Source organism: Gordonia jinghuaiqii (genome assembly GCF_014041935.1).
Lineage (GTDB): Bacteria > Actinomycetota > Actinomycetes > Mycobacteriales > Mycobacteriaceae > Gordonia > Gordonia jinghuaiqii.
In genome coordinates this window covers 2095555-2110610 of sequence record NZ_CP059491.1, presented here as the reverse complement: position 1 = coordinate 2110610, position 15056 = coordinate 2095555, and the positions used below count along the sequence as shown (strand labels likewise).

The 15056-nt window shown below is 63.2% G+C and carries 9 protein-coding genes and 3 rRNA genes; 4 read left to right on the top strand and 8 right to left on the bottom strand.

Translation table 11 applies throughout. The annotated features are described in order from the left end of the window. Positions 1–9: 9 nt before the first annotated feature. Together mce and H1R19_RS09395 are read left to right on the top strand one after the other, a co-directional pair. Positions 10–483 carry a methylmalonyl-CoA epimerase gene (gene mce, locus H1R19_RS09400; RefSeq protein WP_188331774.1) on the top strand — a complete coding sequence of 158 codons (474 nt, stop codon included), beginning with the start codon at positions 10–12 and terminating at the stop codon, positions 481–483. 147 nt (positions 484–630) lie between these two features. Beyond that, positions 631–1584 (top strand): coiled-coil domain-containing protein, encoded by a 954-nt coding sequence (locus H1R19_RS09395; protein ID WP_188331773.1) that lies wholly within the window; start codon positions 631–633, stop codon positions 1582–1584. A 55-nt stretch (positions 1585–1639) separates the two neighbouring features. Here the strand turns inward: H1R19_RS09395 and nucS are convergent, their stop codons facing one another. Beyond that, entirely contained in the window at positions 1640–2323 is a 684-nt protein-coding gene (gene nucS / locus H1R19_RS09390; protein WP_188331772.1) for an endonuclease NucS, read from the bottom strand. A gap of 56 nt (positions 2324–2379) precedes the next feature. Beyond that, positions 2380–3813: a glutaminase A gene (gene glsA, locus H1R19_RS09385; RefSeq protein ID WP_219851275.1), complete on the bottom strand. Its 1434-nt coding sequence runs from the start codon at positions 3811–3813 to the stop codon at positions 2380–2382. Between the two features lie 130 nt (positions 3814–3943). On the opposite strand from glsA, the gene H1R19_RS09380 reads away from it, so the two are divergent. Beyond that, the gene (locus H1R19_RS09380) at positions 3944–4825 is read left to right on the top strand and encodes a universal stress protein (protein WP_188331771.1); all 882 of its coding nucleotides are present in this window, start codon (positions 3944–3946) and stop codon (positions 4823–4825) included. 93 nt (positions 4826–4918) lie between these two features. Here H1R19_RS09380 and rrf read toward each other — a convergent pair. From rrf to H1R19_RS09365, 3 genes are all read right to left on the bottom strand, one after another. After that, positions 4919–5035 (bottom strand): 5S ribosomal RNA (gene rrf / locus H1R19_RS09375). A 114-nt stretch (positions 5036–5149) separates the two neighbouring features. Beyond that, positions 5150–8278 (bottom strand): 23S ribosomal RNA (locus tag H1R19_RS09370). Between the two features lie 452 nt (positions 8279–8730). Then, positions 8731–10245 (bottom strand): 16S ribosomal RNA (locus tag H1R19_RS09365). Together the 16S, 23S and 5S rRNA genes form the textbook arrangement of a ribosomal RNA operon. A 728-nt stretch (positions 10246–10973) precedes the next feature. Between H1R19_RS09365 and mftM the strand changes: the two genes are divergently transcribed. Then, positions 10974–11867, top strand: a complete 894-nt coding sequence (mftM, locus tag H1R19_RS09360; protein ID WP_219851274.1) for a mycofactocin oligosaccharide methyltransferase MftM — start codon at positions 10974–10976, stop codon at positions 11865–11867. Here the strand turns inward: mftM and H1R19_RS09355 are convergent. The 3 genes from H1R19_RS09355 to H1R19_RS09345 are packed head-to-tail and all read right to left on the bottom strand — an operon-like array spanning position 11860 to position 15049. After that, the gene (locus H1R19_RS09355; RefSeq protein WP_188331446.1) at positions 11860–12513 is read right to left on the bottom strand and encodes a MadR family response regulator transcription factor; all 654 of its coding nucleotides are present in this window, start codon (positions 12511–12513) and stop codon (positions 11860–11862) included. The two genes, mftM and H1R19_RS09355, sit on opposite strands and share 8 nt — an antisense overlap. After that, positions 12510–13874 (bottom strand): MadS family sensor histidine kinase, encoded by a 1365-nt coding sequence (locus H1R19_RS09350; protein ID WP_280527232.1) that lies wholly within the window; start codon positions 13872–13874, stop codon positions 12510–12512. The genes H1R19_RS09355 and H1R19_RS09350 overlap by 4 nt, the downstream gene beginning before the upstream one ends. Further along, complete coding sequence (locus tag H1R19_RS09345) at positions 13874–15049, bottom strand: iron-containing alcohol dehydrogenase (RefSeq protein WP_188331447.1); 1176 nt, start codon at positions 15047–15049, stop codon at positions 13874–13876. The genes H1R19_RS09350 and H1R19_RS09345 overlap by 1 nt, the downstream gene beginning before the upstream one ends. Between the last annotated feature and the right edge of the window lie 7 nt (positions 15050–15056).

Sequence of the window (15056 nt, the reverse complement as noted above, 5' to 3'; positions counted from 1 at the left end):
CGTTGTCTCATGTCTTCCTCTGCAACGGACCCCAGCGCCACCGCCCTCATCTCCGACCTCGTCGTCGCCGTCGACCACGTCGGGATCGCCGTCCCCGACCTCGACGCCGCAAAACAGTGGTACGCCACTCACCTCGGTTTCGAGACGCTGCACCAGGAGACCAACGCCGAGCAGGGTGTCGAAGAGGCGATGATCGGACCCGCCGGCGGCAACGGCGCGGTCATCCAGTTGCTCGCCCCGCTCGACGAGTCGTCGACCATCGCCAAGTTCATCGACCGCAACGGCCCCGGCCTGCAGCAACTGGCCGTGCGCGTGACCGACGTCGACGCCGTCATGGCCCGCCTCACCGAGGCCGGTGTCCGCGTCCTCTACCCCGCGGCCAAGCGTGGAACCGCCAACTCGCGTATCAACTTCGTGCATCCCAAGGACGCGGGCGGGGTGCTGCTCGAACTCGTCGAGCCCGCCGCCGACGCCGCCCACTGACTCCAGCTCGAACATGTTGGGGCCGTTGAGAACACACTCTCGACCGCCCGGACCGTCCACCTGACCGCGCGGACACCGGTGACGGTGTCCGCGCGCCGTCGCTGACGAGATCTCCACCGGTCGGGCTCTGGCGTTACACTGGCCGCCATGCCAGGTCCCGCACGGCAATTGCCCTTCGCGATCGTGATGCGCGGTTATGACCGCGAGCAGGTCGCCGATCATCTCCAGCGACTCGACGCCGAGTTGCGGGTGCTCGCCGCCGATCGCGATGCCGCCACCGCGAACGCCCACGAACTCGCGGCCCACCTCCAGGACGCGCGTGACGAGATCGACGAGCTCCGTCGCGAAATCGACAAGCTCTCGGTCCCGCCGACCACCGCGCAGGGCATGAGTGAACGCCTTTCCCGCATGCTCCAACTGGCATCCGACGAGGCCTCGGAGATGCGGGCCGAGGCATCCGCCGAGGCCGACGAGACACTGTCGATCGCCCGCCAGGAGGCCGCGGACATGCGCGCCAGCGCGTCGGCCGACGCCGAACGCGTCCGCGGCGAGGCGCGCACCGCCGCCAAGAAGCTCGTCGACGAGGCCGCTGCCCGTGCACGACAGGTCAAGGAGACCGCCGCCGCCAACGAGTCGGAATCCGCACGGCTGATCGCCGAGCGCACGGCGGCGATGGAGGCCGAACACACCAAGACGATGACGGCGGCCAACGACGAGGCCCGGCGCATCGTCGACAAGGCCCGATCCGAGATGGCCGAACTCGAGGCGGTCAGTGCCCGCGAGCGCGCGGCCGAACGCGAACGGCACGAGGCCGAATTGGCCGACCAGCGCGAACGCGCCCTCGACGAGGCCGCCCACATCCGCCAGACCGCGCTCGACATCGCTGCCGAGCGGCTGAACCGGTCCCGTGAGATGGCGCAGGCCGCCGACCGCACCCGGCAGGAGATCGCCGCCAACCTCGCGCAGCTCCGCGACAAACTCAGCGAACTGCCCGGCCTCCTCGCCCAGCCGGAGGACTCCGATTACTCGTTGCTCTCCGATGCCGAGGACCTCGACCTGCTCAACCGCAAGCTCTCGCCGCAGGCCCGCACCAACGCCTGAGAGCCCCGGGCCGGCCCGGCCGGCTTTCGACGGCGAGCCGCCAGAACAACCGGACTCAGAACAACCGGAACTCGGTGCTCTCTGCGCCGCGCAGTTCGTCGTAATCCAGGACAAGGCAACGGATTCCGCGATCCTCCGCGAGCGTGCGCGCCTGCGGCTTGATCTGCTGCGCCGCGAACACACCCGCCACCGGTGCCAAGGTCGTGTCCCGGTTGAGGAGTTCGAGGTAGCGCGTGAGTTGCTCCACCCCGTCGATCTCGCCGCGCCGCTTGATCTCGACGGCCACGGTCGAGCCGGAGGCGTCACGGCACAGCAGGTCGACCGGACCGATCGCGGTCATGTACTCCCGGCGGATCAACGTGTGTCCAGGTCCGAGGGTCTCGACGTGTTCGGCGAGGAGTTCCTGCAGATGGGCCTCGACGCCGTCCTTGACCAGGCCGGGATCGACGCCGAGCTCGTGCTGCGAGTCGTGTTCGATCGAGGCGATCGTGATCCGCAGCTCCTCGCCCGCCTTGTTGGTCACCACCCAGTACGCCTGCGCCTGCGTGCCCTCGGGAACCGCGGCCTCGGTCAGCCAGCACGGCGGGCTCATCCAGTTCAGCGGCTTGTAGGCGCGATCGTCGGCGTGCACGCTGACCGATCCGTCGGACTTGACCAGCAGCAGCCGCTTCGCCATGGGTAGATGGGCGGTCAACCGCCCGACGTAATCGACCTGACACTCCGCGATGACGAGACGCACGTGCCCACCCTAGGCCATCGGCTCCCGCCGATCGGGGACCCCTGCCGGAGTACGGGTCACTGATCGTAGTAGTGCTTCAGCAAGAACATCTCGGCGTCGATGATCGCGTCGTCCATCGTCGCGTGGACATGCGGCAACGCCGGGTCGAACCCCTGAAGATCCTGCGGCGCATCGAGATCCGGGACGGCCGTGTCTTCACGGTGACGGGCGACACTCGCCCGTACGACGCCGTCGGGATCGACCAATGTCGCTCGCCGACCACTCTCGTCCAGGAGCCGCTTGATGCTCAACACCATGGTGCGGGCGACCGCATCTATCAGCCCGATGCGCGATATCTCGACGATCACCACGGTGTAGCGGTCCAGATCGGCCTCGAGTCGGCGGTGCACGCTCTCCGCACCCGCGAAAGTCAGGTCCCCCTGCAGTTCGTACACCCGGAGCCGGTCACGACACGTCTGGAGGTAGCTGCGCTCCTGTTCGCTCCACTCGCCGCTCACCGGGGTGTCGGCGAGGTCGTACACCGACCTGATGGTCACCCGGCTCTCCCGGGTGACGTTGAACATGTGCAGGCCCAGATCCTTCGACAGGTGGCGACACGTCTCGACGCCGCGCACGCTGTTGCCGTGCTCGTCGAGTCGCGGGGAGTAGACACCGATTCCCAACTGACCCGGCAACACGGCCAGGATTCCACCGCCCACCCCACTCTTCGCAGGCAGACCGACAGAGGTGACCCAGTCCCCCGCACCGTCGTACATCCCGCAGGTGGTCATGACGCTCAGCACTCGCTGCGCGGTCTCGCCGGAGAACACCGAACGGCCTGTCCGCGGATTCATGCCGCCGTTGGCGATCGTCGCTCCGATCCCGGCCAGGTCGTCGGTCGTCACACGGATCGAGCACTGGCGGTAGTACAGGTCGAGCGCGGCATCCGGACTCGTCTCGAGCGCCCCGAAGCTGTCCAGCATGTACGCGATCGCGCGATTGCGTGAACCGGTCGACGCCTCCGAGGCATACACGTCCTCGTCCATCGCCAAACGCCTGCCCGCACAGCCGGAGTAGAAGTCGAGTAGTTCGTCGAAGGCGTCCTCGACCGCTGCGGGACCGAAGGCGCGCGACGGTGGCAACAGCATCGACGCGGCAAAGATCGCACCGGCGTTGATCATCGGGTTCTTCGGTCGGCGCCGGTCGTCGACGCTGATCTCGTTGAACGCCTCGCCCGACGGTTCGACGCCGATCTTCTCGTCGACCGCCACCACGCCGTGCCTCTTGATCGCCATGGCATAGGTCAGCGGTTTGGACACCGACTGGATGGTGAACGTGGCGGTGGAGTCACCCTGGGAGTACGTGTGCCCGTCGTGCACGCAGACCGACAGACCGTAGCCGTCGGGGTCGACCGCCGCCAGCTGCGGGATGTAGTCGGCGACAACGCCGGACCGATCGGCACTGCACTCATCCATGATGTGACGGAAATAGCCGTCGACGAGGGATTGCATGCCCCAATCTAAGCGTGTGTCGAGAGGATTCGGGGGTCGGCCACGCCCGGTCGGTACGCGCAGAACCGGGACGGCCTGCCGGCGGTGACTAGGCTTGGGTCACCGAGGGACCGACACGTTGGGAGTACCGATGAAGTTGCTCGTCGCATACATCGCCACCTCCGGGGGCGAGGACGCCGTCGCCCTGGGCGCCTGCCTGGCACGCACCTTCGACGCCGAACTCGAGATCTGCATCGTCATCCCACCAGAGCCCGCGAGCGCAGGCGACGCGGCGGAGAGGGCGACGGTCGAGAGACTCTCCGACGCCCTCGACAGTGCGGCCAGGCGCTGGCTCGATGAAGCCGCCGCCAAGCTGCCCGACGACATCGAGACGACGACGACCATCGCCGAGCACGCCAATCCCGCCGAGGGCCTCATCGTGGAGGCCGACAAGACCGGCGCGGACATCCTGGTCATCGGTGGCGCGGGCGGTGGGATCAGTGGACGCCACACCCTGGGCACGGTCGTGAACGACATCCTGCACGCCTCCCCCATTCCCGTGGCCCTGGCTCCTCCCGGCTTCGCCCATCTCGGTGCCGACGAGGTGCGAGAGATCTCGGTGGCGATCGGCGATCGGCCGGGCACCCCGCTGCTGTTCGAGACCGCCCTGCGCAGCGGTGTGCGGGCCCATCGTCCGATCCGGCTGATCTCCCTCGTCGCGGTCGACGACGTTCAGCCGTGGCGCGCTGAGCCCGAGGATCGCGCGGTCGAGAATGCGCGGATCCATGCCCAGCGCTGTCTCGACACGGCGAGAGCCGAACTGCCGTCCGACTTCCCGGTCAGCTCGACGGTCGCACAGGGAACAACGATCGAGGAGGCCGTGGGATCGCTGGAGTGGCACGACGGTGACGTCGTCATGGTCGGTTCCAGCCGCCTGGCCGCCCCCAACAAGCTCTTCCTCGGGACGACGGCCGCCAAGATCCTGCGGGCGGTGGCCGTCCCCATGATCGTCGTACCCAAGGGCTCCGACTAGTCGATGGCGAGGCTGGAATCTGCGCCTGCGGGCATTGTTTGTGACATGGAAAATGCCCCGCAACCTGGTGGTTGCGGGGCATTTTCAAGTTGTGTTCGGCGGTGTCCTACTCTCCCACACTGATTAGGGTGCAGTACCATTGGCGCTGGAGGGCTTAGCTTCCGGGTTCGGAATGGGGCCGGGCGTTTCCCCTCCGCTATAGCCGCCGTAACTTTATAAAACAGCACACATACTGTTTGTTTAAAAACGGTTGTGTGTTGTTTCAGAAGTGTCATAGTGGATGCGAACACACAAACATACTGGTGTATGTGATGTGTGGGTGTTGTTGGTAAGTCCTCGGCCGATTAGTACCAGTCACCTGAACCTATTGCTAGGCGTACAGTTCTGGCCTATCAACCCCATGGTCTGTAGGGGGCCTTAACCACTCAAGGTGGTGAGAAACCTCATCTTGGAACAGGCTTCCCGCTTAGATGCTTTCAGCGGTTATCCCTTCCGAACGTAGCTAACCAGCAGTGCTCCTGGCGGAACAACTGGCACACCAGAGGTTCGTCCGTCCCGGTCCTCTCGTACTAGGGACAGGTTTCCTCAAGTTTCTAACGCGCGCGGCGGATAGAGACCGAACTGTCTCACGACGTTCTAAACCCAGCTCGCGTGCCGCTTTAATGGGCGAACAGCCCAACCCTTGGGACCTACTCCAGCCCCAGGATGCGACGAGCCGACATCGAGGTGCCAAACCATCCCGTCGATATGGACTCTTGGGGAAGATCAGCCTGTTATCCCCGGGGTACCTTTTATCCGTTGAGCGACACCGCTTCCACTTGCCGGTGCCGGATCACTAGTCCCGACTTTCGTCCCTGCTCGACATGTACGTCTCACAGTCAAGCTCCCTTGTGCACTTACACTCAACACCTGATTGCCAACCAGGCTGAGGGAACCTTTGGGCGCCTCCGTTACTTTTTAGGAGGCAACCGCCCCAGTTAAACTACCCACCAGGCACTGTCCCTGAACCCGATCAGGGTCCGAGGTTAGAAGTCCAATACGATCAGAGTGGTATTTCAACAACGACTCCATGAACACTGGCGTGCCCACTTCACAGTCTCCCACCTATCCTACACAAACCGAACCGAACACCAATACCAAGCTATAGTGAAGGTCCCGGGGTCTTTTCGTCCTGCCGCGCGTAACGAGCATCTTTACTCGTACTGCAATTTCGCCGAGTCTGTGGTTGAGACAGCAGAGAAGTCGTTACGCCATTCGTGCAGGTCGGAACTTACCCGACAAGGAATTTCGCTACCTTAGGATGGTTATAGTTACCACCGCCGTTTACTGGGGCTTAAATTCTCAGCTTCGCCACCCGAAAGTGACTAACCGGTCCTCTTAACCTTCCAGCACCGGGCAGGCGTCAGTCCGTATACATCGTCTTACGACTTCGCACGGACCTGTGTTTTTAGTAAACAGTCGCTTCTCTCTGGTCTCTGCGACCCACACCAGCTCAAGCAGTAAATGCCGTCACCAGTCTGGGTCCCCCTTCTCCCGAAGTTACGGGGGCATTTTGCCGAGTTCCTTAACCACAGTTCTCTCGATCGCCTTAGTATTCTCTACCTGACCACCTGTGTCGGTTTGGGGTACGGGCCGTGTACCAACTCACTAGAGGCTTTTCTCGGCAGCATAGGATCATGGAATTCGCCTCAACGGCTACGCATCACCTCTCAGGCTGTATGTGTCCCGGATTTACCTAGAACACGCCCTACAGGCTTACACCAGTACTACCACTCACTGGCCCCACTACCTTCCTGCGTCACCCCATCGCTTGCCTACTACCAGCCGAGGTCCCATGCATCCACCAACTCGAGACCCGAAGGCCTTCTCGTGGTTTCAGGATGGTTAGTACAACTGATTCAGCATGGGCGCGGATACACGGGTACGGGAATATCAACCCGTTGTCCATCGACTACGCCTGTCGGCCTCGCCTTAGGTCCCGACTCACCCTGGGCGGATTAACCTGGCCCAGGAACCCTTGGTCATTCGGCGGCAGAGTTTCTCACTCTGCTTTCGCTACTCATGCCTGCATTCTCACTCCCACACCCTCCACCACTAGATCACTCTGTGGCTTCCACGGATGCAGGACGCTCCCCTACCCACCCACACACCTGGTTGACACTCCGTAGAACGTCAACGGGCTATTGTGTGAGTGCCGCGGCTTCGGCGGTGTACTTGAGCCCCGCTACATTGTCGGCGCAGGATCACTTGACCAGTGAGCTATTACGCACTCTTTCAAGGGTGGCTGCTTCTAAGCCAACCTCCTGGTTGTCTTCGCGACCCCACATCCTTTTCCACTTAGTACACGCTTAGGGGCCTTAGCCGGCGATCTGGGCTGTTTCCCTCTCGACTACGAACCTTATCGCCCGCAGTCTCACTGCCACACTCTCACTTACCGGCATTCGGAGTTTGGCTGACGTCAGTAACCCTGTGGGGCCCATCGGCCATCCAGTAGCTCTACCTCCGGTAAGAAACATGTGACGCTGCACCTAAATGCATTTCGGGAGAACCAGCTATCACGGAGTTTGATTGGCCTTTCACCCCTACCCACAACTCATCCCTCCATTTTCAACTGAAGTGGGTTCGGGCCTCCACGACGTCTTACCGTCGCTTCACCCTGGCCATGGGTAGATCACTCCGCTTCGGGTCTAGACCCGGCGACTCAAACGCCCTATTCAGACTCGCTTTCGCTACGGCTACCCCACACGGGTTAACCTCGCCACCGAGCACTAACTCGCAGGCTCATTCTTCAAAAGGCACGCCATCACCCACCACCACAAGGGTGCACAGGCTCTGACGGATTGTAAGCGTCCGGTTTCAGGTACTATTTCACTCCCCTCCCGGGGTACTTTTCACCTTTCCCTCACGGTACTTGTCCGCTATCGGTCACCAGGAAGTATTCAGGCTTACCGGGTGGTCCGGCAGATTCACAGCAGATTCCACGAGCCCGCTGCTACTTGGGAAAATTCATCACGCAAGACCAATGTTTTCAGCTACCGGACTCTCACCGACTACGGCAGACCATTCCAGGCCACTTCACCTAAACATGGTTTTCTGACTCACGCCCAGACAGGTAGATCTGAGAAGATGAACCCCACAACCCCACACACACAACCCCTACCCGGTTACACATGCGCATGGTTTAGCCTCCTCCGCTTTCGCTCGCCACTACTCACGGAATCACAATTGTTTTCTCTTCCTATGGGTACTGAGATGTTTCACTTCCCCACGTTCCCCCACACAGCCATACATTCAGCTGGTGGTAACACGACATCACTCGTGCTGGGTTTCCCCATTCGGACACCCTCGGATCACAGCTCGTTTGACAACTCCCCGAGGACTATCGCGGCCTACCACGTCCTTCATCGGCTCCTGGTACCAAGGCATCCACCGAACGCCCTTAAACACTTACAACAACACCTACAAACAACCCCCCACCCAACACAACCCGAAGGCCATGCCAGCGAGGGACCAAATGTAGACATCACAAAACATTTTCTGCTAAATCACAGACCAACAAAAATTGTTGATTTGAAATAAAGATGCTCGCATCCACTATGCACTTCTCAAACAACACACACCACCCCAGCTCACGAGCCTCCGCACCCCATCACAGGACACCTCAACAGCACGATCACCAAGACAGCTAGGTCAGAGACAACCCGATACACACCCCAAAAGGCATGCCGCGTGTTCTCTCAGAACCCCGATAGTGTGACAAGAACACACCCACCTCACAGTGAGCGTCGACCGATGACCCCGCATGAGCCGGCACCACCACATGGCCTGTCTGATGTTTCACCCTGAACACACACTCGCCGCAGAACATACGCCCACAGAAACGAGTGTTGTTGTGTGCTCCTTAGAAAGGAGGTGATCCAGCCGCACCTTCCGGTACGGCTACCTTGTTACGACTTCGTCCAATCGCCGATCCCACCTTCGACAGCTCCCTCCCACAAGGGGTTAGGCCACCGGCTTCGGGTGTTACCGACTTCATGACGTGACGGGCGTGTGTACAAGGCCCGGGAACGTATTCACCGCAGCGTTGCTGATCTGCGATTACTAGCGACTCCGACTTCATGGGTCGAGTTGCAGACCCCAATCCGAACTGAGACTGGCTTTAAGGATTCGCTCCACCTCACGGTCTCGCAGCCCTCTGTACCAGCCATTGTAGCATGTGTGAAGCCCTGGACATAAGGGGCATGATGACTTGACGTCATCCCCACCTTCCTCCGAGTTGACCCCGGCAGTCTCCTGCAAGTCCCCGGCATAACCCGCTGGCAATACAGGACAAGGGTTGCGCTCGTTGCGGACTTAACCCAACATCTCACGACACGAGCTGACGACAGCCATGCACCACCTGTACACCAACCACAAGGGGGGCTATATCTCTATAGCTTTCTGGTGTATGTCAAACCCAGGTAAGGTTCTTCGCGTTGCATCGAATTAATCCACATGCTCCGCGCTTGTGCGGGCCCCCGTCAATTCCTTTGAGTTTTAGCCTTGCGGCCGTACTCCCCAGGCGGGGTACTTAATGCGTTAGCTACGGCACGGATTCCGTGAAAAGGAACCCACACCTAGTACCCACCGTTTACGGCGTGGACTACCAGGGATCTAATCCTGTTCGCTACCCACGCTTTCGCTCCTCAGCGTCAGTTACTACCCAGAGACCCGCCTTCGCCACCGGTGTTCCTCCTGATATCTGCGCATTTCACCGCTACACCAGGAATTCCAGTCTCCCCTGTAGTACTCAAGTCTGCCCGTATCGCCTGCACGCCTGCAATTGAGTTGCAGAATTTCACAGACGACGCGACAAACCGCCTACGAGCTCTTTACGCCCAGTAATTCCGGACAACGCTCGCACCCTACGTATTACCGCGGCTGCTGGCACGTAGTTGGCCGGTGCTTCTTCTCCAGGTACCGTCACTTGCGCTTCGTCCCTGGTGAAAGAGGTTTACAACCCGAAGGCCGTCATCCCTCACGCGGCGTCGCTGCATCAGGCTTGCGCCCATTGTGCAATATTCCCCACTGCTGCCTCCCGTAGGAGTCTGGGCCGTGTCTCAGTCCCAGTGTGGCCGATCACCCTCTCAGGTCGGCTACCCGTCGTCGCCTTGGTAGGCCATTACCCCACCAACAAGCTGATAGGCCGCGGGCCCATCCCACACCGCAAAAGCTTTCCACCAACCCCCATGCGAGGGAAGGTCATATCCGGTATTAGACCCAGTTTCCCAGGCTTATCCCAGAGTGCAGGGCAGATCACCCACGTGTTACTCACCCGTTCGCCACTCGAGTACCCAGCAAGCTGGGCCTTTCCGTTCGACTTGCATGTGTTAAGCACGCCGCCAGCGTTCGTCCTGAGCCAGGATCAAACTCTCCATGAAAAAATAGCGAAACAACCAACCCCCAAAAGAGCCGGCATTTCAACACAATCAGGAAAGCAAAACCTGACCAATCCAAAAACTAGCAACACCCACCCCAAAAAGGCAGATGCCACAAAAACAAACAAAAACATCTACATCCATAAAGAATGCACGATGCCAAATTGGCATCAGACAATTCATCATCACACTATCGAGTTCTCAAAGAACACACACCCACCAGCTACCCACCCCACAAAGGAGGCTCTCACCAGCAGACTTCAGTTCTGTCCTACCAGTCAACCCCGTCTCCGAGGCAACTCTTCCAGCCTACCAGACCCGATCCGTGTCCGGAAAATCAAGATTCTCCGGTTCACGGGGTCCAGCCGCCCCGCAGCAACTCCGAGACACCAAAGTGCCTCGGCGAAGTCTTACTGGGGCGTTCAGCGAAAAACCCGGTCTCCACTCCCCGCCTTCAGACCCTCTCAGGCCTTCCGGGGCGGCGCCGTGGCTCGCTGACTTGAAGAAAGTTACGCAACAGGTCTGCCAGGGTCAAATCGCGTGGTGGCGGGCCCCGCCCGTAACTGTTTGCGCAGCTCACAGAGTGGTCGACCAGGACGGATCGGACGTCGCCGCGGGGAATCCCGCGAGAATTCGCGGTGTGACGTGTGCCGCATAACCGTCCTTTCGGACAGGCCGCGGCCCCCTCTCGGCCAGTTACGCGCAGGCCCAGCCGTTTCTACGGTGACACCATGACCCCCACGGCACCGCCCTGTTCGCCTCCCTCCTCGTCCCCGCCGGCGATCGCGCGGGCCGTGGAGGTCAGGCGTGACCCGACGACTGCCGCCCGAACCCCGGTCGAGTGCGCCGATTTCGTCTCCTGCGGCCGCTTCGCGTGGCGTCACGTCGGCGGCGTCGTGCAGATCGCGCATTCCCTCGACGAGCGGACGATCTCCGACACCGCCGTCGTCGAGGGGTTGGTCGCACTCGTCGAGGCCGGGGTCATCTCCGGCCAGGCACAGTTCGAGGAGGCCGCGGTGCGCGTCATCCGGACCTCGGCGGCCACCCCGGCCGACGCATGGGCCGCCTTCTACGACAACTCCCTTCGAGAACTCGCCTCCGGCGCGGCTTCGTTCGCCCCGGTCCACCGGCGCGCCCGATCGCTCGTGGCCGGGCCGACCATCCTCGAGGTCGGGTCGTGCTTCGGGTTCTTCGCGCTCGCGTGCGCGGCAGATGGCCTTCGCGTGGCCGCGTGCGACATCTCGCCGGGCGCGATCTCCAAGCTGTCTCGCGCCGCCCGCCGACGCGGGGTCGACGTGGACGCCGCCGTCGGCGACGCGACAGCGCTCCCCTACCCCGACGACTCCTTCGACACCGTCACCCTCATCCATCTCCTCGAACATCTCGATGCGCCCGCCGCGGTGGATGCTCTCGGCGAGGCACTCCGCGTGGCACGCCGCCGTGTGGTCGTCGGAGTGCCCTTCGAAGATCACCCCAGCGCACACTTCGGCCATCACCTGCGGCTCACCGAACGAGATCTGCACGCGTGGGCGGCCCGGGTGCCGCACGCGGGTGCAGAGGTCCTGATCGATCACGGGGGCTGGTTGGTGCTCACACCCCCGCCTGGATCTCCGTCGTTCAGATGAGTCCGCGTTTGCTGGCGACATACACCGCGTCGGTGCGCTTGGAGACCCCGAGTTTGCGAATGATGTTGCGGATATGGAACTTCACGGTCGACTCGGAGATGAAGAGCGTCTCACCGATACGTCTGTTCGACATCCCGTCGGCCAGCAGGCGCAACACCTCACGTTCACGTTCGCTCAGGGACGCGGGTGTCTCGTTCTCGCCCGACACCGCACGCAGGACCACGGCCGCGCTGCGGGGATCGAAGGCGCTTCCGCCGCCGGACACCGCCTGGATGGCGCGGACGAGTTCGGTGGTGTCGACGTCCTTCACGACGTAGCCTCGTGCGCCGGCACGGACGGCACGGACCACCAGGTCGTCGTCGAGGAATGTCGTGAGCACGAGCGCGGCCACCTCGGGATGCCGCTGCGCCATCTCGCGGATCAGCCGTAATCCCTCGTACTCGGTCCCCGCGGACAGCTTCAGGTCGACCACCACGACGTCCGGGCGGCATGTGTTCACCTCGGCGAGCGCGGCGTCGTACGAGCCGGCCTCACCGACGACCTCGACCACGTCCTCCCGTTCCAGGAGCGAGCGCATCCCCTGGCGGAGCAGGGCGTGGTCATCGACCAGCAAGGTTCTGATCGTACGGATGGTGTTGTCGCTCACAGGAACTCCTTGGTCGCTACCGCGGTCTCGACGGCCGGCGCGACCGAGACGTTCATCCGGGTCGGGAGCACGACGCCAACCCTGATGCCACCGAGGCGCGACCTACGGATGCGGAGGTCACCGCCCAGTTCGGACGCGCGCGAGCCCATGTTCGCCAGTCCCCGGTGCCGGCCGGCCGCGAGGTCACCGAGCGAGGTGGTCCGCATGACCCGGCGCAGATGGTCCGGGTCGCCGATGCCGTCGTCGTCGACCGAGAGCGCCACCCGGTCGGGCGAGTACGTCAGGGTGACCGACACCCGGGTCGCGTGGGCATGGACGGCGGTGTTGAACAGGGCCTCGCCGGCGATACGCAGCAACGCGTGTTGCACGTCGTCGGCGAGTTCACGCGCTCGTCCGCGCACGTGGACCGCGGTGGTCAGGTCCGGTGGCATGTGCAGTGAACACAGCTCGGCGAGGACCTCACGGACGCTCGGCGACGGTGCGCTGGTCGCGTTGTTGAGCGCGTAGATGAACGACCGGAGCTGCTCGACCGCATCCTTGGTGAGCCGTCCCGCCATCTGCAGGCGCTCGAGCGCCGGGCCGTCGACCAGATCACGACACAACTCGATCTGGACCCCGGCGGACAGTACCGATTGAGTGACCGAGTCGTGCAGTTCGCGTGCGATCCGCGACCGCTCCTCGTTGAGGACGGTGGCACGCATCGCCGCGGAGAGTTCTCGTTGTGTGCGTTCGAGTTCGTCATTACGCCGCACCAATTCGGCTGCGTGACTGTTGGTCTCGGAGAACAACTCGGCGTTGAGCAGAGCCACGATCGCCTGGCTGGCCAGGATCCGCAGTACCACCACGTCGGTCGGATCGACCACGCGGTCGGCGGGTGTCCAGGCCGACAACCCGCCCACGACACCGCCGTCGAGCTCGACCGGGACGTGGACGTGGTCTTCTTCCAGGATCGGTCGGTGCAGGATCGTCTCGTGACCGCGCAGGATGTCGTTGAGCCGGTTGAGGACCTGGTCGGGCAGGTCGGCCGGCGTCGATGCGATCTCCGCACCCTCGAAGGCGAACAACCGCCCACTCCCGGACCCGATCAGGTGCCGCGGAGCGGACTGTTCCAACCGGCCGTCGGCGAGCGCGAACACCACCCAGTCGGCCCCGAGATGGTCGCGGGCCGCCTCTACCACCGCGGTCACGAGCGCTTCTGGACCCTCCGCCGTGCGCACCAGCGCACGGGAGATCCGATCGAGCGCACCGACGACACGGTTCAGCCGCGCCTCGACGCCGCGGAGTTGGGCGTAGTGGCTGCCCTTGACACTGCGCAGGCCGACCAGGCTCTCGAGGTCCGACTGCCGCGGATCGGCGCCCATCACAGAGCTTCCGCGTACAGGCCGCGAATTCCGGAGGCGTACGGCCTGCGCGGGTTGGTGGTCATGCACGAGTCGGCCAGAGCGTGCGTGGTCAGCCGGTCCAGATCATCGGGCCGCACCCCGAGCGGCTCCAGCGAACCCGGCATCCCCACACGCGCCCCGAGACCGGCGACCGCATCGGCCAGCCGGTCGGCGACGGTTCTGGCATTGCCGCGGGTGTCGACGCCGATCGCGTCGGCGAGGTCGACGAACCCCTCCGCGCACACTTCGGCGTTGAAGCGGATCACGTGCGGCAACAGCACCGAGTTGATCGCGCCGTGCGGGGCGTCGCAATGCCCGCCGACCGGATGGCTCATCGCATGCGTGGCACCGAGGATCGCGTTGGTGAACGCCATGCCCGCACGCAACGCGGCGAGTGACATCTCATCGGCGGCGACCCGGTCGCGCGGGTCGTCGACCAGGCGCTCGAGGTGGGCCCACACTCCCCGGATCGATTCCAGCGCAAGCGAATCGGTCAATCTTCCGTGTGCCAGCGAGACATACGCCTCGACGCAGTGCGTCAACACGTCCATCCCGACCTGCGCGGTGACCTCCGCGGGCGCGGTCGCCAGCAGCATCGGATCGCTCACCGTCACGTCGGGCACCAGCGATCGACCGATGATTGTCACCTTGGTCCGACGCTCCGCGTCGTTGATGATGCAGAACTGCGAGACGTCGGCTCCGCTGCCCGCGGTGGTGGGCACGGCGATGAGCGGGGGCAGCGGCCTGCGGGCACGGTCGATCCCCTCGTACTCCAGAATGTGTCCACCGTTGGCCGCGAGCACCGCGACCCCCTTGGCCGCGTCGATGACCGATCCGCCGCCCAGCGCGACGAGTCCGTCCGCGTCGTGGGCCTTGTAGGCCAGGAAGGCTGCCGCGACCTCACCCGCACGCGGATTCGGCGAGACATCCAGGTACGACGCGGCGTCGACGCCGACTCCCCGTAGTCCCGCCATCAGCTGTGCGTACCAGGGTGTGCGCTCCAGGCAACGGTCGCTGACCACGAACGGGCGGCGCATCCCCAGTCCGGCGGTGGCCACGGGGGCCTCGCCGAAGGCACCGGCGCCGAGGACGATCTCCGGAGCATGGAACTTGGTGACATGCGCTGACGTGCGCCGGCTCTGGCCACCCTGCATCTGCCGT